Source organism: Micromonospora sp. NPDC003776 (assembly GCF_053605645.1).
In genome coordinates, this window is the sequence record NZ_JBSGJR010000011.1 from 1 (window position 1) to 20,396 (window position 20,396).

19 protein-coding genes and 3 pseudogenes are annotated in these 20,396 nt (G+C 68.6%); 13 read left to right on the top strand and 9 right to left on the bottom strand.

All coding sequences use genetic code 11. The features are described from left to right. Positions 1-86 precede the first annotated feature (86 nt). Complete coding sequence (locus ACWEVO_RS01955; RefSeq protein WP_452305694.1) at positions 87-545, bottom strand: DUF6220 domain-containing protein; 459 nt, start codon at positions 543-545, stop codon at positions 87-89. Positions 546-880: 335 nt separating this feature from the next. Between ACWEVO_RS01955 and ACWEVO_RS01960 the strand changes: the two genes are divergently transcribed. Beyond that, positions 881-1,486 carry a hypothetical protein gene (locus tag ACWEVO_RS01960; RefSeq protein WP_452305695.1) on the top strand — a complete coding sequence of 202 codons (606 nt, stop codon included), beginning with the start codon at positions 881-883 and terminating at the stop codon, positions 1,484-1,486. Positions 1,487-1,488: 2 nt separating this feature from the next. Here ACWEVO_RS01960 and ACWEVO_RS01965 read toward each other — a convergent pair. Then, positions 1,489-2,223, bottom strand: a pseudogene (locus tag ACWEVO_RS01965) (LLM class flavin-dependent oxidoreductase); the annotation flags it as partial. A 61-nt stretch (positions 2,224-2,284) separates the two neighbouring features. On the opposite strand from ACWEVO_RS01965, the pseudogene ACWEVO_RS01970 reads away from it, so the two are divergent. From ACWEVO_RS01970 to ACWEVO_RS02000, 7 genes and pseudogenes are all read left to right on the top strand, one after another. After that, a pseudogene (locus tag ACWEVO_RS01970) lies at positions 2,285-2,870 on the top strand (IS607 family transposase). Between the two features lie 5 nt (positions 2,871-2,875). Continuing rightward, on the top strand, positions 2,876-4,249 hold the full coding sequence (tnpB, locus tag ACWEVO_RS01975; protein ID WP_452305728.1) for an IS607 family element RNA-guided endonuclease TnpB: 1,374 nt from the start codon (positions 2,876-2,878) through the stop codon (positions 4,247-4,249). 633 nt (positions 4,250-4,882) lie between these two features. Next, entirely contained in the window at positions 4,883-6,037 is a 1,155-nt protein-coding gene (locus ACWEVO_RS01980) for an FAD-dependent monooxygenase (protein WP_452305696.1), read from the top strand. 156 nt (positions 6,038-6,193) lie between these two features. Further along, positions 6,194-7,846 (top strand): carboxylesterase/lipase family protein, encoded by a 1,653-nt coding sequence (locus ACWEVO_RS01985; protein ID WP_452305729.1) that lies wholly within the window; start codon positions 6,194-6,196, stop codon positions 7,844-7,846. A gap of 340 nt (positions 7,847-8,186) precedes the next feature. Continuing rightward, entirely contained in the window at positions 8,187-8,345 is a 159-nt protein-coding gene (locus ACWEVO_RS01990) for a hypothetical protein (RefSeq protein WP_452305697.1), read from the top strand. Positions 8,346-8,398: 53 nt separating this feature from the next. After that, a complete protein-coding gene (locus ACWEVO_RS01995) occupies positions 8,399-8,965 on the top strand; it encodes a GNAT family N-acetyltransferase (RefSeq protein ID WP_452305698.1) in 567 nt (188 codons plus the stop codon). A gap of 150 nt (positions 8,966-9,115) precedes the next feature. Continuing rightward, positions 9,116-9,981, top strand: a protein-coding gene (locus ACWEVO_RS02000; RefSeq protein ID WP_452305730.1) for an IS5 family transposase whose coding sequence is annotated in 2 segments (ribosomal slippage) — positions 9,116-9,458 and positions 9,458-9,981 — 867 coding nt in all. Because the reading frame shifts where the segments join, the coding sequence is not laid out codon by codon here. Between the two features lie 14 nt (positions 9,982-9,995). On the opposite strand, the gene ACWEVO_RS02005 is transcribed toward ACWEVO_RS02000, so the two are convergent. Continuing rightward, on the bottom strand, positions 9,996-10,508 hold the full coding sequence (locus tag ACWEVO_RS02005) for a DinB family protein (protein WP_452305699.1): 513 nt from the start codon (positions 10,506-10,508) through the stop codon (positions 9,996-9,998). A gap of 394 nt (positions 10,509-10,902) precedes the next feature. Between ACWEVO_RS02005 and mptB the strand changes: the two genes are divergently transcribed. Further along, positions 10,903-12,363, top strand: a complete 1,461-nt coding sequence (mptB, locus tag ACWEVO_RS02010) for a polyprenol phosphomannose-dependent alpha 1,6 mannosyltransferase MptB (protein ID WP_452305700.1) — start codon at positions 10,903-10,905, stop codon at positions 12,361-12,363. 112 nt (positions 12,364-12,475) lie between these two features. After that, a complete protein-coding gene (locus ACWEVO_RS02015; protein WP_452305701.1) occupies positions 12,476-12,994 on the top strand; it encodes an AAA family ATPase in 519 nt (172 codons plus the stop codon). Positions 12,995-13,267: 273 nt separating this feature from the next. On the opposite strand, the gene ACWEVO_RS02020 is transcribed toward ACWEVO_RS02015, so the two are convergent. The 5 genes and pseudogenes from ACWEVO_RS02020 to ACWEVO_RS02040 form a co-directional block, all read right to left on the bottom strand. Then, on the bottom strand, positions 13,268-13,702 hold the full coding sequence (locus ACWEVO_RS02020) for a hypothetical protein (RefSeq protein ID WP_452305702.1): 435 nt from the start codon (positions 13,700-13,702) through the stop codon (positions 13,268-13,270). A gap of 546 nt (positions 13,703-14,248) precedes the next feature. After that, entirely contained in the window at positions 14,249-14,725 is a 477-nt protein-coding gene (locus ACWEVO_RS02025) for a hypothetical protein (protein ID WP_452305703.1), read from the bottom strand. Positions 14,726-15,020: 295 nt separating this feature from the next. Next, positions 15,021-15,362 carry a hypothetical protein gene (locus ACWEVO_RS02030; protein ID WP_452305704.1) on the bottom strand — a complete coding sequence of 114 codons (342 nt, stop codon included), beginning with the start codon at positions 15,360-15,362 and terminating at the stop codon, positions 15,021-15,023. Positions 15,363-15,909: 547 nt separating this feature from the next. Next, positions 15,910-16,401 (bottom strand): hypothetical protein, encoded by a 492-nt coding sequence (locus ACWEVO_RS02035; RefSeq protein WP_452305705.1) that lies wholly within the window; start codon positions 16,399-16,401, stop codon positions 15,910-15,912. Positions 16,402-16,555: 154 nt separating this feature from the next. Continuing rightward, positions 16,556-17,101: pseudogene (locus ACWEVO_RS02040) on the bottom strand (helix-turn-helix domain-containing protein); the annotation flags it as partial. 313 nt (positions 17,102-17,414) lie between these two features. Here ACWEVO_RS02040 and ACWEVO_RS02045 point away from each other — a divergent pair. Further along, entirely contained in the window at positions 17,415-18,113 is a 699-nt protein-coding gene (locus ACWEVO_RS02045) for an HAD family hydrolase (protein WP_452305706.1), read from the top strand. Positions 18,114-18,176: 63 nt separating this feature from the next. Continuing rightward, a complete protein-coding gene (locus ACWEVO_RS02050; RefSeq protein WP_452305707.1) occupies positions 18,177-19,100 on the top strand; it encodes a phosphotransferase family protein in 924 nt (307 codons plus the stop codon). A gap of 241 nt (positions 19,101-19,341) precedes the next feature. Here ACWEVO_RS02050 and ACWEVO_RS02055 read toward each other — a convergent pair whose 3' ends face one another. Continuing rightward, positions 19,342-19,722, bottom strand: a complete 381-nt coding sequence (locus ACWEVO_RS02055) for a MerR family transcriptional regulator (RefSeq protein WP_452305708.1) — start codon at positions 19,720-19,722, stop codon at positions 19,342-19,344. A 46-nt stretch (positions 19,723-19,768) separates the two neighbouring features. On the opposite strand from ACWEVO_RS02055, the gene ACWEVO_RS02060 reads away from it, so the two are divergent. Then, entirely contained in the window at positions 19,769-20,386 is a 618-nt protein-coding gene (locus ACWEVO_RS02060; RefSeq protein ID WP_452305709.1) for a class I SAM-dependent methyltransferase, read from the top strand. Positions 20,387-20,396 lie beyond the last annotated feature (10 nt).

The window sequence follows — 20,396 nt, forward strand, 5'->3', positions numbered from 1 at the left end:
GGCCGCGGCCGTCGCGCCGGCACCCAGCCACGCGGCCGTGGCCATGGCACCGGCGGCCAGGTCCAGTACGAGCAGCAGTCCGGTGGTCATGCTGACGGGGTGGCGGCGGGCCGGGTCACGCTGGCTGGCTTGGTCGCGGGCGCGGCGGCGGCCAGCAGTCGGGCCCGGCGGAACACGAGGCCCGCGACGGCCATGATGGCCAGCCCGTTGACCGCGTGGAGGCCGAGGATGGCCAACCCCGCGGGCGTGGTGGTGTCCTCGCCGCCGCTGACGGCACGCCCGAGGGTGACGATCAGGATCTGGACGACCACAAGGCCGAGCGGCAGGATCGACAGTCCGATCAGCTTGCCGGGTGCCCGGGCCACGGCCGCGGCGACGGTGGCCAGCAGCGACAGCAACGGGATGACCATCGTGCCGGTGATGTCGTGCAGGGCGAACGAGTCGTCGTGCTGTGGCTTGGCGAAGGCGCCCACCGCGGCGAAGTAGAACTGTGCGAGGACGGCGAGCAGCAACAGGGCGCTGAGTCCGACGTATACCTTGCGCATGGCGCACTCCTTGTCATGGTCGTAGTCGTCGGCCACACGGTAGGTAGCCAGCGGCCGGACGCGCGTCCGCGTTCGAACGTATTGACGGCTACGTCGAATCGATTACGTCACCGCGGGGACCTACGCCCGGCGGCGACGCCGAAGGTTGGTTTCCGATCAGGTGGTGGGGCTCCTTGCTGCGGTAGGTGTTCGGTGGAGCTGCCCGGACTGTGGCGGCGTACGGCCTACGGATGGCCGGGTAGGCGGGCCGTCGCGGCTACGTCGGCTGACGTACAGCGGAATCAGCTTGCGAGCGGACGACCGGACGCCGCACCGCCCACAAAATTTGGGCGGTCATGGACGGTTACCACGAGATGGCGCACAGCAGGCAGCCATCCGCCGATCAGAATGATGGTTTCCTCACGATGAGCGTTTCACGAGACGACGCGCTGCTGCTCAGGTTGGGCGCGCGAACCCGCAAAGGCGTCCTGGTGGTCCACATCGCGTCCGCCGGTGCGTGGCTCGGTGTCGACGTCGCTATGGCGGTGGTCATCTTCACGGCGGTGTTCAACCACGACACCGGTACCCGGGCCGTGTGTTACCAGGCACTTGCGCTCTTCGCGGTGTGGCCGCTGTTCACCGCGGGCATCATCTGCCTCGCCAGCGGTGTCGTGCTCGGACTCGGTAGCAAGTACGGCCTGGTGCGGTACTGGTGGGTCGCCACGAAGCTGGCGTTGAACGTTCTGCTCACGGGGCTCGTTCCGCTGGCGTTGCGGCCGGGCCTGTCCGGGTTGAACGAGCTGGGCCGGCAGCTTGCCGCCGGGCACCTGGTAACCGCTTCGGTGGGCAACATGATCTATCCGCCGATCGTGTCACCTGCCGCCCTGCTTGTCGCTGTGGTGTTGGCCGTGTTCAAGCCGTGGGGCCGGATTCGCAGCGTCCGTCCCAGCGCAGGGCAGTGAGGTCAGGTACCGGCGAGCTGTTCCACCACCGGCGCGAGCTGTTCGAGGAACATCGCGCTCACGGTGAGGTAGGAGATCCCGAGCGTGTCGCGACGTCGGCGCAGAGTGTCGGCGACCTGCGCGGGCTTACCGACGAGAAAAGCCGTCCCGCCGATCGCTGCCATAACGCGAGGATCACCGCCGACCTGACGGGCGAGCCAGCCGTTGCCGGGCAGGTCCTCAAGCTCGCCGGCGACCGCCGCCACGTTCAGGGCCAGCTCCAGGTCGTCGAAGCGGGCTCCGGCAAGGTCGCGCAGCTCGTCGACCTTCGCCGCAAGCTGCTCCTCTGGGGTCTGTGGCGGTAAACCCAGCGCGACGATGTCCGCCTGCTGGGCGGCCAGCTGCAGCACCTGTGTACCGCGCCCGGCGACCAGGATCGGCGGGTGCGGCTGCTGAACCGGCCGCACGTGTGCACCGTCGCTCGGTTGCCCGCAGTCCTTCACCGCGTGGATGGTGTCGGCGAGGCGCTGCACCCGCTCTCCCGGAGTGCCGAACCGCACACCCAGCCGGGCGGCGTCGTGCTGTGCGGCGGGTCGCCCCGCACCGAGGCCGAGCTCGAAGCGGCCGCCGGAGAGCAGGCCAAGGCTGGCCGACTCCCAGGCCACCGCGGCGGGCGTCCGGTTGGGCGCGCTCAGGACGCACGTGCCGACCCGCAATGAACTCGTCGCAGTCGCCGCCGTCGCAAGCGCCGGAAAGGGGTTAACAACTGCTCGCGAGTGAGTGGTCTTGAGCGTTGTTAGGTGCTTCTATGATGTTCGGGTGAATTTGAAGGAGTGGGCGGCGTCTCAGGGCATTGCCTACGTCACGGCGCGGCGGCAGTACGGGGCTGGGACGCTGCCCGTTCCTACTTACCGGCTGGGTCGGCTGATCATGGTGGGCGAGCCGCTGCCTGCTGCCTCGGCTGGCGTCGAGCGGGTGGTGGTGTATGCCCGGGTGTCGTCCGCCGGCCAGCGCGCTGACCTTGACCGGCAGGTCCGCTCGGGTCGTGACGTGGGCGACCGGGCAGAACCTGCGGGTGTCGTAGGTGGTGACCGAGGTTGGATCCGCGCTGGACGGGCAGCGTAGGAAGTTCCTCGCCCTGCTGCGCGATCCGACGGTCACGACCATCGTCGTGGAACATTGCGACAGGTTCGACCGCTTCGGTGCCGAGTACGTCGAGGCGGCGCTGGCGGCGCAGGGCCGCAAGCTGTTGGTGGTCGACCCGGCGGAGGTCGACGACGACCTGGTCGGGGGCGTCACGGAGATGTTGACTTCGTTGTGTGCGCGTCTTTACGGTCGTCGGGGTGCGGCGGATCGGGCGCGCCGGGCGGTCGGGGTCGCCATCACGCAGGATCCGCCGTCGTGAAGGCGATGCAGGCCTATCGGTTCGCTCTGGACCTGACGCCGGCTCAGGAGTGTGCGGTGCTGGCGCATGCTGGTGCGGCGCGTGTGGCGTACAACTGGGCGCTGGCAACGGTGAAGGCGGTCATGGGCCAGCGCGCCGCGGAACGCTCCTACGGCACGCCTGAGGAACTGCTGACTCCGGCCCTCGGGTGGAATCTCGCCGCGTTGCGCAAGGCGTGGAACCAGGCGAAGTCGGATGTGGCGCCGTGGTGGCCGGAGTGCTCCAAGGAGGCGTTCAATACCGGCCTGGACAACCTGGCCCGCGGGTTGAAGAACTGGTCTGACTCTAGGGCGGGCAAGCGGGCTGGTCGGCGGGTGGGTTTTCCGCGGTTCAAGTCCCGCCGCCGTAGCACGCCGAGTGTTCGGTTCACCACGGGTGCGATCCGGGTGGAGCCGGACCGTAAGCATGTGGTGCTGCCTCGGTTGGGTCGGCTGAAGACCCACGAGTCGACCCGCAAGCTCGCCCGCCGCTTGGAGGCGGGCACGGCTCGGATCCTGTCGGCGACGGTGCGTCGGGACGGCGGGCGGTGGCATGTCGCGTTCTGCGTCGAAGTCGAGCGGGTCGAGCGCATCCCGACGCGCCCGCAGGCGGTGGTCGGTGTCGATGTGGGGATCACCCATTTGGCGGTGTTGTCCACCGGGGAGATGGTGCCCAACCCGCGGCATCTGGACGAGGCGGCGCAGCGGATGCGGCGGCTGTCCCGGCGGATGTCCCGGCGTGTCGGGCCGGATCGGCGCACCGGTCGGCGGCCGTCGAATCGGTGGGAACGCGCCCGCCGGCAGGTCGCTCGCGCGCATGCGCGGGTAGCGAATTTGCGTCGTGACGGCCTGCACAAGCTGACTACCGGGCTGGCCCGCGAGTACGGCACGATCGTGGTCGAAGACCTCCACGTGGCCGGCATGCTGGCTAACCGGCGGTTGGCCCGGCAGGTCGCGGATGCCGGCTTCGCCGAGATCCGCCGACAGGTGGGCTATAAGACCTCGTGGAACGGTGGCCGGCGGATCGTCGCCGACCGCTGGTATCCCTCCAGCAAAACCTGTTCGGGCTGCGGCGTAGTGAAAGCCAAGCTGCCGCTGCGTGTCCGAACCTACATCTGCGATTCTTGCGGTTTGGTCCTTGATCGGGATGTGAACGCCGCGCGTAACCTCGCCGCGCTCGCGGATGAGGTCACCATCACCACCGCCGGGAGTGGCCCGGTGGCAGGACGTGGAGCCGACCATAAGACCCGCCCCGGCGGGCCGGTGGCCGTGAAGCGTCAACCCGGCCCCGCTCAGGCGGGTAAGACCGGGACCGTCCCACCGCAAGGCGGGACATACCGATCAGTCGCTAAAGCGCACTGACAGGTAACGGAGAGCGTCGCCTGGGTGTCGGGGATCAGGAAGGTGGCGTACCCGAGAGTCTCGGCACGGCGGGCCGTCGCCGCCCACGCCTGCGCGGTCGGTGCGAGCCCGGCGACGACGCCGAAGCGGAACAGACGATCGGACATGACGGGAACTCCTTGCGGCGGCGGGCTTGTCGACTGTCTCAGCGATGCTGCCGCGTGCCGGCCGCGCCGGCATCCTCCGAGAGGCGACCAGTCGCCTACGCCCGCCGGCGTAGGAACGGTGACGGCTGTACGCCGTGAAGCGCTCGTCGTTTTCGCCTACCAATCGGGTTTGGTCGAGTCGGCCGTCAGCGTCCCTCCTTGGCGGGTAGGTCGCTCACCGTGCGACCGTAAGTTCGGCCGCGTAGGCCAGCTGCCGCTCGGGGTGGGATGGGCGACAGCCGTCCAATGGGCAGCATGGCCACAATGGGTTTCGAGCCCGGGCCCAGCTGCTGGTCCCGGGCGGGGTCGGGTAGGCCATAGATGACCAACCGAGTCGATCAGGCCAGCAGGGAGCCGCGGCCTCGATCGTTGACACTCCTTCCACCGCCGAACAGTCCACGGCCTTGTCAATTCCTACATAGAGTCGTTGCCGAGTCGAGGGGACAGCATGGTTGAGCAGCACGCGGTTGTGGTCGGGGCCGGGGTAGGCGGCCTGAGCGCAGCGGCGGCGTTGGTTCAGCGCGGGTGGGCCGTAACCGTTCTGGAGCGGCAACCGGTGGTCTCGGGCGCCGGCGCGGGCATCAGTCTGTGGCCCAACGCGCTTCGTGCGCTGGACCGGCTGGGTCTCGGCGAGTGGTTCCAGGCCGGTGGCGTGATCGGCGGACGCAGCGGGGTACGCCGCCCGGACGGCCGGTGGATCGCCCGCTCCGATATCGCCGACGAGATCACCCGTCGCTATGGCCGGCCCTTGGTTCTGAGGCATCGCGCCGAGCTGATCACCGCACTGGTCGACCTCCTGCCTGTTGAAGCGCTGCGCCCGGGCGTGCGGGCAACGGCGATCCTTCAGGCCGAGGCCGGGCCGGCGGCCGTGTCGACCACGGACGGAGAGCTGACCGCCGACCTCGTCGTGCTCGCCGATGGGCTGCGTTCACAGCTGCGGCACGAGTTGTTCCCCGGGCATCCTGGGCACCGGTACGCCGGCTACACCAGTTGGCGGATGGTCGCGGAGCGACCCACCGGCCCGCTGGAACCCGCCGAAACGTGGGGCCGGCGGGGAGAGCGCTTCGCTGTCCTCCCACTGGCGGACGACCGGGTGTACTGCTACGCCACGGCGAACGCCCCGGCCGGCGTGCGCAGCCCGGACGAGCGCGCCGAACTGATCCGGCGCTTCGGCGCATGGCACGACCCGATTCCCACCATTCTCGCGTCGATCTCGCCGGAGGCGGTTATTCGTACCGACATTCACGAGCTCGCGCAGCCGCTGCCGGCGATGCACGTCGGCTGCGTCGCCGTGCTCGGTGACGCAGCGCACGCCATGACTCCGGATCTCGGTCAAGGCGGCTGTCAGGCCATCGAAGACGCCGTGGTGCTCGCTGCCGTCGTCGGATCGGGCACCCAACCCGTACGCGCTGCGCTGCCTGCCTACACTGAGGCCCGACTCGGTCGCACCACGGACATCGCCCGCCGATCCCGCAGCGCCGGTCGGCTCTACCAGGCGCCGCCGCTGATCGCCAGGGCGGCCGCGTGGGGCATGAACGCCATACCCGCATCAGTCATCGCCCGAGGGCTCGCGCCGATCCTCGACTGGCAGCCACCCGAGTAGTCTTCCCGCCACGGCAGCGGCATCGGGATGAAGCGTGTCGTCGGCAGCAACCGGACGGTCACCTTGTGCCGGGTAGCCCAAACATGCCGTCGCTCGGCCCGGTGGTGGTAGCCGGGGTACGCGCGTCGACGTAGTCAAGGTGTCGCTGTGGTGCTGATGGAACACCGGCAGATGGTTCATAGCGTCGTGGCCATGAGACTTGTTTACATCACCGCCGCGCTGGCGGCCGTCGCGGCAGCGCTCGGGGCACCCATCGGAGCCGCCGGCGCGTCGTCGGACCCGGCGGTCGTCAGCACCGAATCGGGCGCGCTACGTGGCACGGTCGCCAGCGACCATCGGACGTTCGCCGGTATCCCTTACGCCGCACCACCGGTTGGTGACCGGCGCTGGCGGGCGCCGCTGCCGCCACAACCGTGGCCGTCGGTCCGTGACGCGACCCGGCCTGGCAATTCCTGCCCGCAGATGGGAGGACCGACCGGGTCCGCGGTCGTCGGCAGCGAGGACTGCCTGTACCTGAACGTCACCACACCGGCAGGCAGGGACGCCCGGCGGCTGCCGGTCATGGTGTGGCTACCCGGCGGTGGCTTCGTGTCGGGGTCCGGCAGCGACTACGACCCGACCCGGCTCGCGGTCTCCGGGCATGTCGTGGTGGTGGTGACCGTCAACTACCGGCTCGGCGCGCTCGGCTTCCTCGATCACCCGGCGCTCGCCGCGACCGAACCTGCCGCCGGGAACTTCGGCATCGCCGACCAGCAGGCCGCGCTGCGCTGGGTGGGGCGCAACATCACCCGGTTCGGCGGCGACCCCCACAACATCACCCTCTTCGGCCAGTCGGCCGGCGCGTACAGCACCTGCACCCAGCTGGCATCGCCGTCGGCGGCCGGCCTGTTCCAGAAGGCGATCGTGCAAAGCGGCCCCTGCGGCAACCCCCTCGTGACCCGGCCGGTGGCCCAGTCCCGAGGTACCCGGCTGGCCGACGACCTCGGGTGCGCGGCAACAGCCGACGTACCGGCCTGCCTGCGCGGCGTACCGGCCAGCCGGCTGGTCGGCATCGGCGGCGACCGGGTATTCACCGCCACCGCCCGCATCGCCGACCTGCCCTGGCTGCCCGTGGCCGGGACGCCGATACTGCCTTACCAGCCGCTGGAGGCGATGCGGCGGGGGCTGGCTGCCCGCGTACCGCTGATACAGGGCAGCACGCGTGACGAGATGCGCCCCTTCGTCGCGGTCAACTACGACATCCACGGCAACCCGGTGACCGCCGACCAGTACCCGGGCATCCTCGCCGAGGTGTTCGGTGGCGACGCGGCCGAGGTACTTGCCCGGTACCCGGCAAGCGCCTACCCCAGCCCGGGCGTCGCTCTCGCTACCGTGCTCACCGACTGGGGACGGAAGTTCGGTGGTTGCACGGTGCTACCGGCCGACCTGGCGGCGTCGAGGCGTGCCCCCGTCTACGCCTACGAGTTCGCCGAGGACAGCGGCCAGATATTCGGCGGTTTCCCGATCGGCGTCGGCCACGGGAGCGAACTTCCGTACCTGTTCGACGGGGTGTTCAACGGGCCTGGCGGCTCGCCGACCCTCAGCGAACGGCAGCAGCGGCTCTCGAGCGAGATGATCGCCTACTGGTCCAACTTCGCCGCCACCGGCGACCCCAATGGAGCGGGCCTGCCGCACTGGTCCGGATACCGGGCCGACGGGCGGCTACTTTCGCTGGCCGCAGGCCCATCGGGCATTGCCCCGACGGACTTCAGCCGTTCGCACCGATGTGGGTTCTGGGATGGCTCCGTTCGACATGTGCCTGCCAGATGACGATCTGACCCGTCCGACGTGCGGACAGTTCGTTGGGGGCCGCCGACATCAGATCGACGTTCCGCTGCGCGTAGTTCGCGAGGCGCTGGCCTGCTGATCACCGGAGGCCGTATGCGCTCGACGTCGCTCCCAGCGTCTCTAATCGGCTAAGCGATCCTGAGCCGGACCTGGGTTGGGGCCTGTCCTGCCGATCTTGACCGGTGGGCAGGGCGATATGGGCGGTGTGCTTGTGATCGAGGACGCTGCTCCGTCCCGCGAAGCACTGTAGGCGCTCACGCATACCGAGCGAGCCGCCCTCGCCGACGACTGGGCCGGGTGCCGCGTCATCAAGGGGCTGCGGGTGGCGGCGACGGACGGGCCCGTTGCCGGCGCGACCGGCACGGTGGTCAGCGCCAGCGTGCTGGCGCTGACCATGGCAATGGCCGGCTGCGCCGGGTACTGCGACGAGTTCACTGGCCCTGGCGTGGTCACCCTGCGGGAACGCTGCGCCACCGCCTGACGGCCGCCGGCCCGGGGCAGCGGGCGGCCCGGTCCGTCACTACGGTGCGGAGGATGGACAGTTCCCATCCGCTGGTCGGCGTCGTGCACGAGGCGTCCGGCTCGACCGTACGACTGCGTCCGGTGGCCGAGGATGATCTGGTGATGTTGCGCCGGTTCGCGGTCGAACCCGGGCTGATCGGGCTCGACTGGGCCGGCTTCCGGGACGCCGCTGCGCCGGCCCGCCGCTTCGCCGAGGACGGCTATCTGGGCGAGCAGGTCGGCGGTCTGATCGTCCAGGTCGAGCCCCCGGACGTCCCGGCGGGCTACCTCAGCTACCTGCAGCGCCAGGGCGGCGGGCGGGCACCGTACTGGGAGATCGGCATCGTGCTGCTGCCTGAGTGGCGCGGCCGGGGTCTCGGCTGGCGGGCCCAGGCGCTGCTCTGCGACTACCTGTTCAGCCACACCCCGGCGCAGCGCATTCAGGCCAGCACCCATGCCGAGAACGCCGCCGAGCAGCGGTCGCTGGAGAAGGCCGGCTTCCAGTTGGAGGGGGTCTTGCGGGCCTGCGAGTTCCGGGCCGGCGCCTGGCGTGACGGGTGGCTCTACAGCCGGCTGCGCGACGACCCGTCACCGCTGTGACCGAATGGCTCGGCGTCTCCCTGGTTGGGGTCGAGCCGTTGCGAAAGACGTCCCCGGCAGCAACCCGTGTCATGGCGGCTGAGCCTGCCCATCGAGGCTAGGCGTGCCCTGCGGATCTTGTAGTGGTTGGTCGTTGACGATGTGTCGGTGGTGCGTCGTGGTGAGTTGACCGACCAGGCGTGGGCGGTGATTGCGCCGTTGCTTCCGGAGCCGGGCGGTGCGCGGGGGCGGTGGCGGGATCACCGTCAGGTCATCAACGGGATTCTGTGGAAGCTGCGTACGGGTGCGCCGTGGCGTGACCTGCCGGAACGCTTCGGGTCGTGGAAGACCTGCCACGAGCGGCTGCGTCGGTGGACCGCCGACGGGACGTGGGATCGGATCCTCATCGCGGCGCAGGTGCATGACGAGGGCATACCGGTGCAGTGGACGATCAGCATTGACTCGTCGGTCGTGCGGGCGCACCAGCATGCTGCTGGCGCCCGCAAAAAGGGAGCTCCCCGGCAAGTCCGGCGACGCCTGGTGCGCAAGATGGCGAGGCCATCGGCCGATCCCGCGGCGGACTGAGCACGAAGATCCACCTCGCGGTCGACGGACGCGGCCGGCCGCTGTCGATCCTGCTCACCCCAGGCCAGGCCGGCGACAACCCCCAACTCCTCGCCCTGCTCGACGCGATCCGCGTCAACGAGCCCGGACCCGGACGGCCCCGCAAACGCCCCGACGTGCTGATCGCCGACAAGGGATACGCCCACGACTCCACCCGCCGAGCACTGCGGCAACGCGGGATCCGGCACGTCATCCCCGAACGCTCCGACCAGGTCGTCCGCCGGGCCGCCAAGGGCAGCACCGGCGGGCGACCACCCGCCTTCGACAAGGCCACCTACCGCAAGCGCAACGTCGTGGAACGCTGCTTCAACCGACTCAAGCAATGGCGTGACCTGGCCACCCGCTACGCCAAACGCGCATCCCTGCACCGGTCGAGCCTCGTCCTCATCGCCGCTGTCATCTGGCTTCCATGATCAAAGGAGGCACCTCAGTCGCCGGTCATGCCGTCGATCTGCTCCCGGAGGATGTCGGCTTGGCCGCAGTGCCGTGCCAACTCACGGATCATGTGCACGTAGATGTAGCGCAGTGACACCCTGCCCAGGCGGGGATGAGGCACAGCGTCGTCGAGGGCGAAGCCGGCTGCGATCTGCCTCGATCGATCACAGACCGCGGCGTACTCCGCGATGACGTCTGCGACCGTCTCGTCCGAGCCGACCCGCCAACTGGCGTCGTCACCGAACGAGTTACCACTGATCTGTTCACGCGGCTGCTGTTCGAGGCAGTGCTGGAACCAGTTCCGTTCGACAGCGGCGACGTGTTTGACGAGGCCAATCAGCGTGGTGCGCGAGGGCACCAGGCTCCGGCGGGCGTCATCCTCCGACAGCCCCCGGACCTTGCCCATGACTACATCGCGGTACGCGTCGATGAAGGCTTCCAGAACCTCACGCTCCGGAGCCGTGCTCGCGAGTTCCTCGCTGTCGAGCGGTCGGGCAGTCGTCACATCGACACTCTAGACGTCCGAGGTTCCGTCTCGCCCCACCAAGATCGGCAGGATCCACCCTAGACGTCTTCGCTAGATTTAGCGGCCTTCGACGCTCGCGCGAGGGACGCCAGGCGTGGGGCGTAGCCGACGACTCGTGGTTCGACGGCCTCATCGCGACCCTCCGCGAGGGAAGCCGAGGGCGAGCGCTACCCGCGATCTCCGGGGCGGCTCCGGGCGACACCGGATTGTCGTATCCCATCGACGCTGACTGACTGGTCGCATGCGGTTACACGGGGAGCTGCGCCGACGGTGGCGCCGCGTTCATCGGAGATATCTGCCACAGCTCGGCACCGGTTCGCCGGTGGTCTGCCACGATCCGTCAGGGGCGACCGCTCGGCAGCACCGGGCGGTCGTGCGACGGCGCGCCGACGCCGCCTGCCGGGCCGGGTTCGCCGGGACGGCCGTGCTGGCGGTGGTCACGTTTGTGCCGCAGCTGCCGGCGGCGGCGGTGCTCGCGACCGGGCTGGCCGTGATGGTCACGGTCGTCGGCGCCTGGCTGGCGCTCGGCACGGTCGTGCGCACGCTGCCGATCCGCCGGCTGTACGCGGTGGCCGCCGCGTGGGCCGTGCCGCTGGCGCTCGGCCGACCGCTGTTCAGCGGCGACGTGTGGAGCTACACGGCGCAGGGCCTCATAACGGCGACGACGCGGGAGCCGTACCGGCTGGGCCCGGGCCACGTGTTCGACGCGGAGTCCTCGATCACGCTGCACGTCAGCCACTACTGGCTGCACACGCCCGCGCCGTACGGCCCGGCGTGGGAGGCATTGTCCAGCGGTCTGGCCCGCGTCGGCGGCTCGAACCTGGTGACGAGCGTGCTCGTGTACCGGGTCGTCGCGGTGCTCGGCGTCGTGCTGATCGCGTGGGCGCTGCCCCGCCTCGCGCGGCGGGTGGGTACCCCGCCGGCCGCCGCGGTCTGGCTGGGCGTGCTGAACCCGCTTGTGCTGTGGCACCTCGTATCGGGCGCGCACAACGACGCGGTCTTGATCGGCCTGGTCCTGGCCGGACTCGAGGCCGGGCTCGCTGGTCTGGCCACCCGCGGGGTCTCGGGTGCGTGGCGGATCGGTGCGGGGTTCGCGATGCTGGTCCTCGCCGCCAACGTGAAGATCATCGCCGCCGGCGCAATGTGCTGCCTGGCCGTGTACATCGCCCGGCGGCTCGGACGCCTGGCGCTGGTCGCCTCCGTCGTCGCGGTCGGCGCCTTCGCGCTGACAATGGCGATCACGCTGCTGTCCGGACTCGGGTTCGGCTGGGTCGCCGCGCTGAGCTCGTCGAGCAGCGTGCACAGCTGGATGGCGCCTACCAACCAGCTCGGCGGCCTCATCGCCGGTGTCGGTGCGCTGTTCGGGGCGGACCTCGGCGCGACCGGGTTCCTCATCGGCATGGCCGTGGGCGCCGCGGCCGGCGCGGTCCTCGCCGCCCGAGTGCTGTGGCTGGTGTACCGCGAGCGGACCGAACCGGTGCGCGGGCTCGGCCTGCTCTTCGTCATCATGCTCGTGTGCGGCCCGGTGGTGCAGCCGTGGTATGTGCTGTGGGCCGTCCTGCCACTGGCCGCGTCCGCCCGGCTGCCGAAACAGCGCCTCCGGCTCGCCCTCGCCAGCACGGTCGTCGCGCTGGCGCTGCCGCCGGTCGGCGCCTCCGTCGGCGTGCTCGCAGCCGGGTACGCCGGCGCGGCCGTGCTCGTCGCCACCGGCGGGTGGTGGCTGCACCGGCGGATCAGCAGCGCGCCGGCCGGGGATACCGCGATGTCGTCGTCGGCGAGCCGGCTGCCGGCTTGTGATCCGACAGGTGATGTGCGATGTAGATCTGCCAGGTGATGTGCGACAGGTTCCAGCGAGCTAGGGGCGGGTAGGTTACCTACCGACAAACCGTCCTGTCATAGCCGAATTGCGGGTGACAGCGCCCGGCCTGTCCGCCACCCTGGCGTCCATGAGAGCGGACGAAGCAGGGCTCCCTGGGCAGCCTGAGGTGGTCCTGATGTGCGGGGTGGCCGGCTCGGGCAAGACGACGTACGCCAAAGACCTTGAGGCCAAAGGTTACGTCCGCCTCTCCGTCGATGAGGAGATCTGGCGTCGCTTCGGTCGCTACGGCGTCGACTACGAGCCCGACCAGTACGAGGTGCACACCGAAGTCGCGAGGCGGGCTGTGCGGGAGCGGCTGCTGTCACTGATCGCACAGCGTCGCGACGTCGTCATCGACTCCAGCTTCTGGCAACGGTCACGCCGGCAGGCATACAAGGAGCTGATCGAGCAAGCCGGGGGCTGGTGGCGCCTGGTCTACCTCAAGGCCGACCCGGCGCTGCTGCTGCAGCGTCTCCATGCGCGAGCTGAGCGCTTCGACGCCAACGCCGCTTTTCCGATTTCCGACGAACTGCTGGACCGCTACCTCCAGAGCTTCGAGCCGCCGTTCGGCGAGGGCGAGGAAGTCGTAGTGGTGGCCGTCGACTGACGACCTGAAGGCTGCGTAACGCACAAGTAGCCGCGATCAGCGCGCTGAGGTGTCGCAGATCAGTTGGCGGAGGCGTGTCGCGCATCAGTCGACGGAGGACAGCATGTGATCCGACAGTTGATGTGCAACGCAGCTCCGCCAGGTGATGTGCGATAGATCCAGCAAGCTAGGGGCGGCCGCTGACGCGAGGTCTGCTATGCCGATGTGAACTCGCCCGCCGCTGGCTGCCGCGACCAACGTCGTGGCGGGCACTACGGGCCGGGTCCCCAGCCCCTAGCTGGGCTTGTTTCGTAGCTGCTCGTGGAGCTGGCCGGCGGTATTGACCACCGCAACGAAGTCGAACACTTGGATTTGATCGACGGCGAAACTGCCCGTGACGATCGGCGGTGGCGCGTAGGCGTAGATCTGGCTGGCGTCCAGGTGAAGCCCGCGCCGGTGGTATGCGGCCATGGCGAGGGTGGCCAGGAGGTACCTGTCCTGGCCACCCTCGGTGTCCAGTTCGGCGGTTAGGTCGGCACGGGAGTTCCACCCCCGTACGAGCTGCCCTTCGAAGGTGTCGAGGAACCACCACGCCCCGTCGGCAGACTCAAGGAACAGATCGCCGAACAGTGAGGTGAACCGCGGAGCCTTGCCGGCGAGATCCAGCCAGTCCCATGACTCCAGCGCCCGAGCGTATTGCTGCTCACTGAACTGCTTGGTGAGTTCCACTGCGCCATTGGATCATGTGCCCGCTCAGGTTGCCACCAGCCGTGGCAGCAGCGAACGGGCCAGATCGCGCAGCATCCGTTTCTGCCGCGATCAGCCCGCTGAGGTGTCGCAGATCAGTTGGCGGACGAGTGTCGCGCGCGAGCCCTTCTGGCCACACGAAGTACCTGCCGTCGGTCAGTTCTGTGGTCCGTTGCGGGTGCCGCACAGCCGGCACACTGAGTAGCCCGGTGTAGCCACGAACCACGTGCCACCACGCAGGTAGTCGCTCACCCGTCGCTGGGCCGCCGCATCGGCCTCGCGGTCCACGAACAACGCGGGTTCGGGCCGGTGCCCTGCGCCTGGCTCACACCAGTAGCCGATCCCTCGCAAAGTCCGGGTGTTGTCTGCCTCGCTGCTCGACACGGGGATCATCGTCGCAGGATCGGTGACGGGCCGAGCGTCAAGGATCAGCCGAGGCCGCCGTGTCAACCATCAACCGGCGCCGGACAGCCGGCTGCCGGCATGCCTAGTCCCACCACATGCTTGACGCTTGAACTAGATGGTCGATCACAAGCTCGGCGGCGTGCTCGATGCAGCGAACATCCTCACGGACTGGAGCAAGCGGTCGAGGAAGGTAGACAGGTCTGGGGCAGCCATGTCGAAGCGCGGGTCTTCTGAGGTGTAGATGCCGTCGAGGACGAGGTCCGGTGGGAGTCGGTAGACGGGTGATCCGGCAGGCGTGGCGAGCGCGTACTGGGTGCCGCCACCATCACTGGCGAAGACGACAACGTCGGCGTCGTGGCGGCCACGTACGTGCCAGAGGTCGCGTGACTCGTGGGTGTGGGCCACGTCGGAGGCCCTGTGCAGGAAGAACCCGTTACCGATGTCCGGTAGGTCGATGGCACCGACTGCCGCGTACAGGTCTACGAGGTCGGCGGGGATTGCGCGACGGGCAGCAGCGAGCCGCGCAGCAGCGATCGTGTCCGGCTCGCTGACGACGTTCTCGTCCGGCGGGTACCCGTAGCGGTCTTCGAAGTCGAGCACTGCGGAGGCGACTGCCTTCCGCAGATCGTCGCGCCAGGTCCCCAGTCGGCCGGGATCCACGCATCACCTCCGGGTCGCACCGACAAGCCGGGCCGACTTCACACGCTGCCAGCCCGTGGTGTCAAGCATGTGGTGGGACGCGAGTGCCAGGCATGTCCCGTGACACGACAGGCCGGCTGCCGGCATGTGACCCGACAACTGATGTGCGACGCAGCTCCGCCAGATGATGCGCGACAGATCCAGCAAGCCAGCGGCGACAGGATGGCCGCGGAGGCAACGCCCTGTCATGCCGAGATCAGTGCGTCAGGACAGTACTGCGGAACTTCTCGGCGAAGTCGCGATATCCGTTCGAGTAGGCGTCCTGCTCGCCTGCCGTGCGTTCGAGTTCCTGTCGGATCAGTCGGTCCGCAAGGTCGTAGTCGCCGTTGACTGCGGCTACAGCCGGCAACATGACGAAGCGGACGTTGTCGAGGAGGAGACCGGAACTGGCGACCTCACGGGAGAATGTGCTCCAGTCCGACCAGTGGTCGATGAAGGGCTGGCCATAGGTCGCGACTGCAAGAGTGAGGTCCTCCGCTACCGCCGCCAGGTCGCCAGTCGCGGAGAAGTCCCACTGGACGAAGGTGTTCTGCGGCATCAGGTAACCCAGGGGCCTGCTGACGGACGCTACGGGAGCCGACCAACCGGCAGTGGAGACCAGGACGGCTTCCAGGGCGTCGTGCCTGACGCCGACTACGGGGTTGATATGCAGGACCTGAGGTAGCGACCACGTGGCGAGATTGAGTCCCAGCCATCCCGACGCTGCCCTAGAAACACCCCTCTGAAGGAGAAGACCTCTGCGCTTGGCGACGAAGCCGTAGCGCCGTAACGCCGCAGCGCATGCGTCCTGACTCGCCCTTGCCAAGCTGGCCAATGTCCTCGTCCCAGTCTCTCGCCTTCCTCCCGGTCGCCACGATTTGAGCTGACGAAACCCGGCCGACGTCGAGCGTCAGCATAGGGGATGAGACTCGGACTGAACTGCCGCGATCAGCGCGCTGAGGTGTCGCAGATCAGTTGGCGGACGAGTGTCGCGCATCAGCCGACGGAGGACAGGCCGGCTGCCGGCAATGCCCGGTCGCAGGACCTGCGTGACAGATCAGTTTCGGGACGTGGGCGACACGTCCGGCTAGGCAATCTTGTGATGATCAGTCCCACCAGAGGGCGACCGCGAGCCGGCGCCGGGCGGCGTGCTCGTAGAAGTTGCGGAGCGCCGCGAGATGGTGATGCAGGTATGCCCGCGGATGTCCGTCGAACTCGGGCATACCGAGGGCCGCCGATGCGGCCGCAGGATCCAGCGGTACGGCGGCCAGTGCCGCCTCCGGGTCCACGTAGCTGAGCAACCTTGCGACGTCTGCGACGGCGTCAGGTTCGAGTGCCGTGACTGAGTGCTCCATGCGGTAAGCCGGATTGATCTCCGCATCGCCGTCGAACGCACGTCGCAGGGCGGTAAGGCTCGAAAGGGGCACCTGGCCGAGTTCGCAAGCTCGCACGATGGGACCCGGGGACCAGTCGAGGTCCAGGTGGTCGGACGAAGGAAGCAGCTCAAACGAGCAGAGCTTGTCCAACTCCTCAACCGACCTGCGGCATGCGGCAAGCCGGTCCGCCGAGAGTCGTGCCAGTTGCTGCGTTACGGCCACGGGAGGAGTGTGTCAGGTCCGATCCCCAGGTGCGTTAGGGATGTGTCACGCAGGTCCTGATACCGATCTGTCACGCAGGTCCCGAGACCGGGCACGCCGGCTGCCGGCAATGTCGGGCTCCACTTGATGCGTGACGGATTGGTGTCAGATGTTGGGTGGCCCTTCGGACCACGGTGGCGATGACGCAGAACCGGGAGTGGTCGTCGACACCCGTGACGACCTTGGCCTCCACACCGTCAGCGAGCTGGATGCCGCCGACGATGTCCAGCTGCCACAGCTCCGTTGGCCTGCCGCGTTCCCAGCGCCGGTAGTCCTCTCGTCGGCGCCGGCGAGGTGTCGGGTCGATGAGCCCGTGACGGACCAGTACCCGGTAGATGGTGCTCAGCGACGGGACGGGTCCCGGGCAACCGTGGCGGCCCAGCTCGTAGTGCAACCGCCGCTGGCCCCACCGGGGATGGTTGCGGCGCAGCTCGCAGATCAACGCCTCCACCTCAGCGGCGGTCTGGGCGGGATGCGCATGCGGTCGGTGCGATCGGTCAGCCAGACCGTCCAAGCCGTGATCGTGATACCAGCCCAGCCAGCGGTGCACGGCCTGACGTGAGACGCCGAAGCGTTCGGCAACCTCGGTCACGGACAGGCCAGCTTGGACTTCCAGCACTGCGCGGTAACGCCGCTCGGTCACACTCAACTCCACCAGCACTCGGCGGAGTGTTACCCATCAAGTGAGGCCACTGTGTAACGCATCAACCGGAGTCGGATACCGGCTGCCGGCGCAGGACAACCGGCTGCCGGCAATGTGGTTCAAAGTTTCTGTACGTCTTCAGGGGGCGCGGTCCGCGACACGAGAGCCGACTCAGTCTGTTCCGGCGGCGTCCGTACGTGCGTCAAGGTCCACTTGACGTGGCGGGCCGGGCGGCGGCCCGCTCCCCAGACGGGCGGGTCGGACTCAGACGGGATGGCAAGCAAGGTGACAGCGCTGACGATCTCAGTAGGATGCTCGCATGCCTCGGCCAGTGATCTTCGACCTCTACCACACCCTGATCCATGGTGCCGACGAGGAGCGTGACCGGGTGGTCGGCGAGATGGCGGTCATGGTCGGGGTGGCTTCGGCCGCGCTGGTCGCCGCGTACCACGCCACCTGGCGGGACCGGATGGTCCGGTGGGACGTGGAGGAGACCATCCGCATTCTCGCCGGACGCCTCGGCGGCGCACCAACCAACGAACAGGTGACACGGGCCGGTGATCATCGGCGAGCCCTCGGGCGCCGGGTGCTGGACAGTGTCTCGACCGCCACCTTGGACGTGCTCGACGCGCTACGCGACGACGGGCATCGGCTGGCCCTGATCAGCAACGCGACCTCGGACACTGCCGAGGCATGGCCGCAGAGTCGGCTCGCCCACCGGTTCGATGTTGCGATCTTCTCCTGCGATGTCGGGCTGGCCAAGCCAGACCCGGCGATCTATCACCTTGCTGCTGAGGGCCTGGGTGTTGGGCCGGCGGAGTGCGTCTTTGTTGGCGACGGCTCAGACGGCGAGCTAGCCGGGGCGGCAGCGGTCGGTATGACCGTCTTCCGGACCACGGAGCACAACGACACCGACCCTAGTTGGGGTGGGCCGGTTATCGCTACCTTGGGCCATCTGCCCGCCAAACTCCGAAAGTCGTTCACGGTCATGGAGCCGTCCGGGGCGCACACGGGGCGCAAGACGGCGTGAAACGTTGGCAGCCGGCGGCCAATGACGTCAGCCCAAGACGGGACGTGACATAAGGAGCAACGGATGGGCCTTTCATATCTCGGCGCGCCGACCGGTCCGATGATCCGTGTCCACGGCGGGTTCGCCAACCGGATGTACCGACTCGACACCGACCAGGGGTCATTCGCGGTGAAGGAGTTGAACCTCCTCGATCGCCGCTGGAACTACCGAGCCGAGGACGTGTTCAGGTTCGAGCGGGCGGCCTTCGCCGCCGGCATCCCGATGCCAGAGCCGATCTCGGCCAGCCACCACACGCTCGTCCACCGGTGGGTCGAGGGTGAGAAGATGCCCGAAGCACCTGTGTCGCCGGCGTGCGCGTTCGAGATCGGTGAGATTCTCGCGCGCATCCACGCGCTCGACGTCGCGTGGACCCACGTCTCGACCGAGGACCCGACGCCACGGGACTGGCTTGAACTCGCCGAGCGGGCGACAGTGACCGGACAGCCGTGGGCCGGCGAACTTACCTCCCAGGTCGAGACGTTCCTCGCGATTGCCCACTTCGTCGACACCTGCGAGCGACCGGGCCCCGTCGTGTTGACCCACCGGGACATCCAACCGTGGAACCTGCTCTCCCGAGCGGGTCGGCCGGTGGTGCTCGACTGGGAGCTCTCGGGGATGCTCGACCTGTCCGGTGAGCTCGGCTCGACCGCACTGAGCCTCGCGAAGGGACCTGGCTTCGACGACATCAAGCCCGCCATCTTCCGCTCGGTCCTCGACGGCTACGTCGCAGGAGGCAAAGCGCTGCCGCCGTGGGGTCCAAGCTGGTTCGTGTTCATGATCAGCGGCTGGCTGGGGCATACGAGGTGGAACGTCCTCCGTTGCCTCGCCGGTGTCGAAGCCAGCACCGGCCCTGACCTCGCGCTGTCGCACGAGTCCGTGCGCAAGGGAGTGCGCGGCCTCCCTGAACTGTTCGGCCGACTTCCCGAGCTCGAGGCGCTGCTCAGGTGACAGCGACCCGCTTGTGCCTATTGCCGCGCCTCGTAGGATCTCGACGATCAACGCACCATCCGGAGGAACGGCATGGCACACAAGCCGGAAGGCGGCGCGGTGGTGTGGGGGCACACAGGGGGCACAAGACAGCGTCAAACGCTGTCAAGCAGTGGCCAGCCATGGAAGCGCCGGACGCCGTATGAGCAGGCGTTGAGCTGCGGTCTGGCCGGTGGGTAGATTGCGGCTCTTGAGTTCCGCTTCAACTCAACCGGTCGTCGAGATCCCGCTGCACGTGAGGGCAGTCAATGGCGGGATGGTCTGCCGGACAGCGCAGTGACCCGGCGAGGTAGCCGCGGGCGCGTTGCAGCCGTGCGATATCGGCGTCGAGTTGGATGATGCGGGCCCGCACCCGCTCCTGCCAAGTGGCCGCATCAGAGGTGAGCAGCACGTGAATCTCGTCCAGCGACAGTCCGGCTTCCTGGCAAAGCTGGACGAACGCAAGCTGCCGCAGGTGCTCGTCGCTGTAGCGGCGCTGCCCGCGCACTCGCGGTACTACGGGGAGCAGGCCACGGCGTTCGTAGAAATGCACCGCGGATACCCGGAGTCCCAGCCGGGTGGCGACCTGGCCGACCGTGTACATGGGGCCATTTGACCTCAACCCAGGTTGAGGGGACAAGGTGAGCGTCATGGCTGACGACCTCCCACGCGCTACGTTCAACCCGTTCGGGATCCCGTCCGGGCCGCTCGGACGGCTGGCCGGTTGGGTGATGGGCCGTGACGACTCGGCTCACCGAGAGGTCCTGGGGCTGCTGTCGCCGAAACAGGGGGCGCGCACGTGCGAAATCGGGTTTGGCCCGGGCCAGTTGCTCGAGCTGCTCCTGGCGCGTGACCCGGCGACGCAGGCGTGCGGGGTGGACCCGTCCCCAGTCATGTTGGCGCAGGCCCACCGTCGTATGCGTCGTCTTGGCGTCGCCGAGCGAGCAGACCTGCGGCTGGGCGTTGCGGGTGCATTGCCGTTTCCCGACCGGCACGCCGATCATGTAGTCGCGGTCAACACGGTAGCGATGTGGCCGGACCTGCAGGCGGCGTTGGCCGACGCCCGGAGGGTGCTGCGGCCCGGTGGCACCCTGTTGATCGCCTGGCACTCCGCCCATTCACCTCGGCGTATCCAGCGGACAATTGCCAGGCCGGAGAGGTGGTGGGACGAGACGATGGCTGCGCTACGGCAGGTGTTCGGCAACGTCGAGCGCCACGAGCTGACCTATACAACCTCATGCACCGCTACCGCCGCCGACGGATGGTGATCGTTCGTTC

Excerpts from the sequence above, each read along its gene's own strand:
- ACWEVO_RS01955 (WP_452305694.1), bottom strand. The coding sequence starts at position 545 with ATGCGCAAGGTATACGTCGGACTCAGCGCCCTGTTGCTGCTCGCCGTC.
- ACWEVO_RS01960 (WP_452305695.1), top strand. The coding sequence starts at position 881 with ATGGACGGTTACCACGAGATGGCGCACAGCAGGCAGCCATCCGCCGAT.
- tnpB (WP_452305728.1), top strand. The coding sequence starts at position 2,876 with ATGCAGGCCTATCGGTTCGCTCTGGACCTGACGCCGGCTCAGGAGTGT.
- ACWEVO_RS01980 (WP_452305696.1), top strand. The coding sequence starts at position 4,883 with ATGGTTGAGCAGCACGCGGTTGTGGTCGGGGCCGGGGTAGGCGGCCTG.
- ACWEVO_RS01985 (WP_452305729.1), top strand. The coding sequence starts at position 6,194 with ATGGAACACCGGCAGATGGTTCATAGCGTCGTGGCCATGAGACTTGTT.
- ACWEVO_RS01995 (WP_452305698.1), top strand. The coding sequence starts at position 8,399 with ATGGACAGTTCCCATCCGCTGGTCGGCGTCGTGCACGAGGCGTCCGGC.
- ACWEVO_RS02015 (WP_452305701.1), top strand. The coding sequence starts at position 12,476 with ATGAGAGCGGACGAAGCAGGGCTCCCTGGGCAGCCTGAGGTGGTCCTG.
- ACWEVO_RS02030 (WP_452305704.1), bottom strand. The coding sequence starts at position 15,362 with ATGCCGCAGAACACCTTCGTCCAGTGGGACTTCTCCGCGACTGGCGAC.
- ACWEVO_RS02050 (WP_452305707.1), top strand. The coding sequence starts at position 18,177 with ATGGGCCTTTCATATCTCGGCGCGCCGACCGGTCCGATGATCCGTGTC.
- ACWEVO_RS02055 (WP_452305708.1), bottom strand. The coding sequence starts at position 19,722 with ATGTACACGGTCGGCCAGGTCGCCACCCGGCTGGGACTCCGGGTATCC.
- ACWEVO_RS02060 (WP_452305709.1), top strand. The coding sequence starts at position 19,769 with ATGGCTGACGACCTCCCACGCGCTACGTTCAACCCGTTCGGGATCCCG.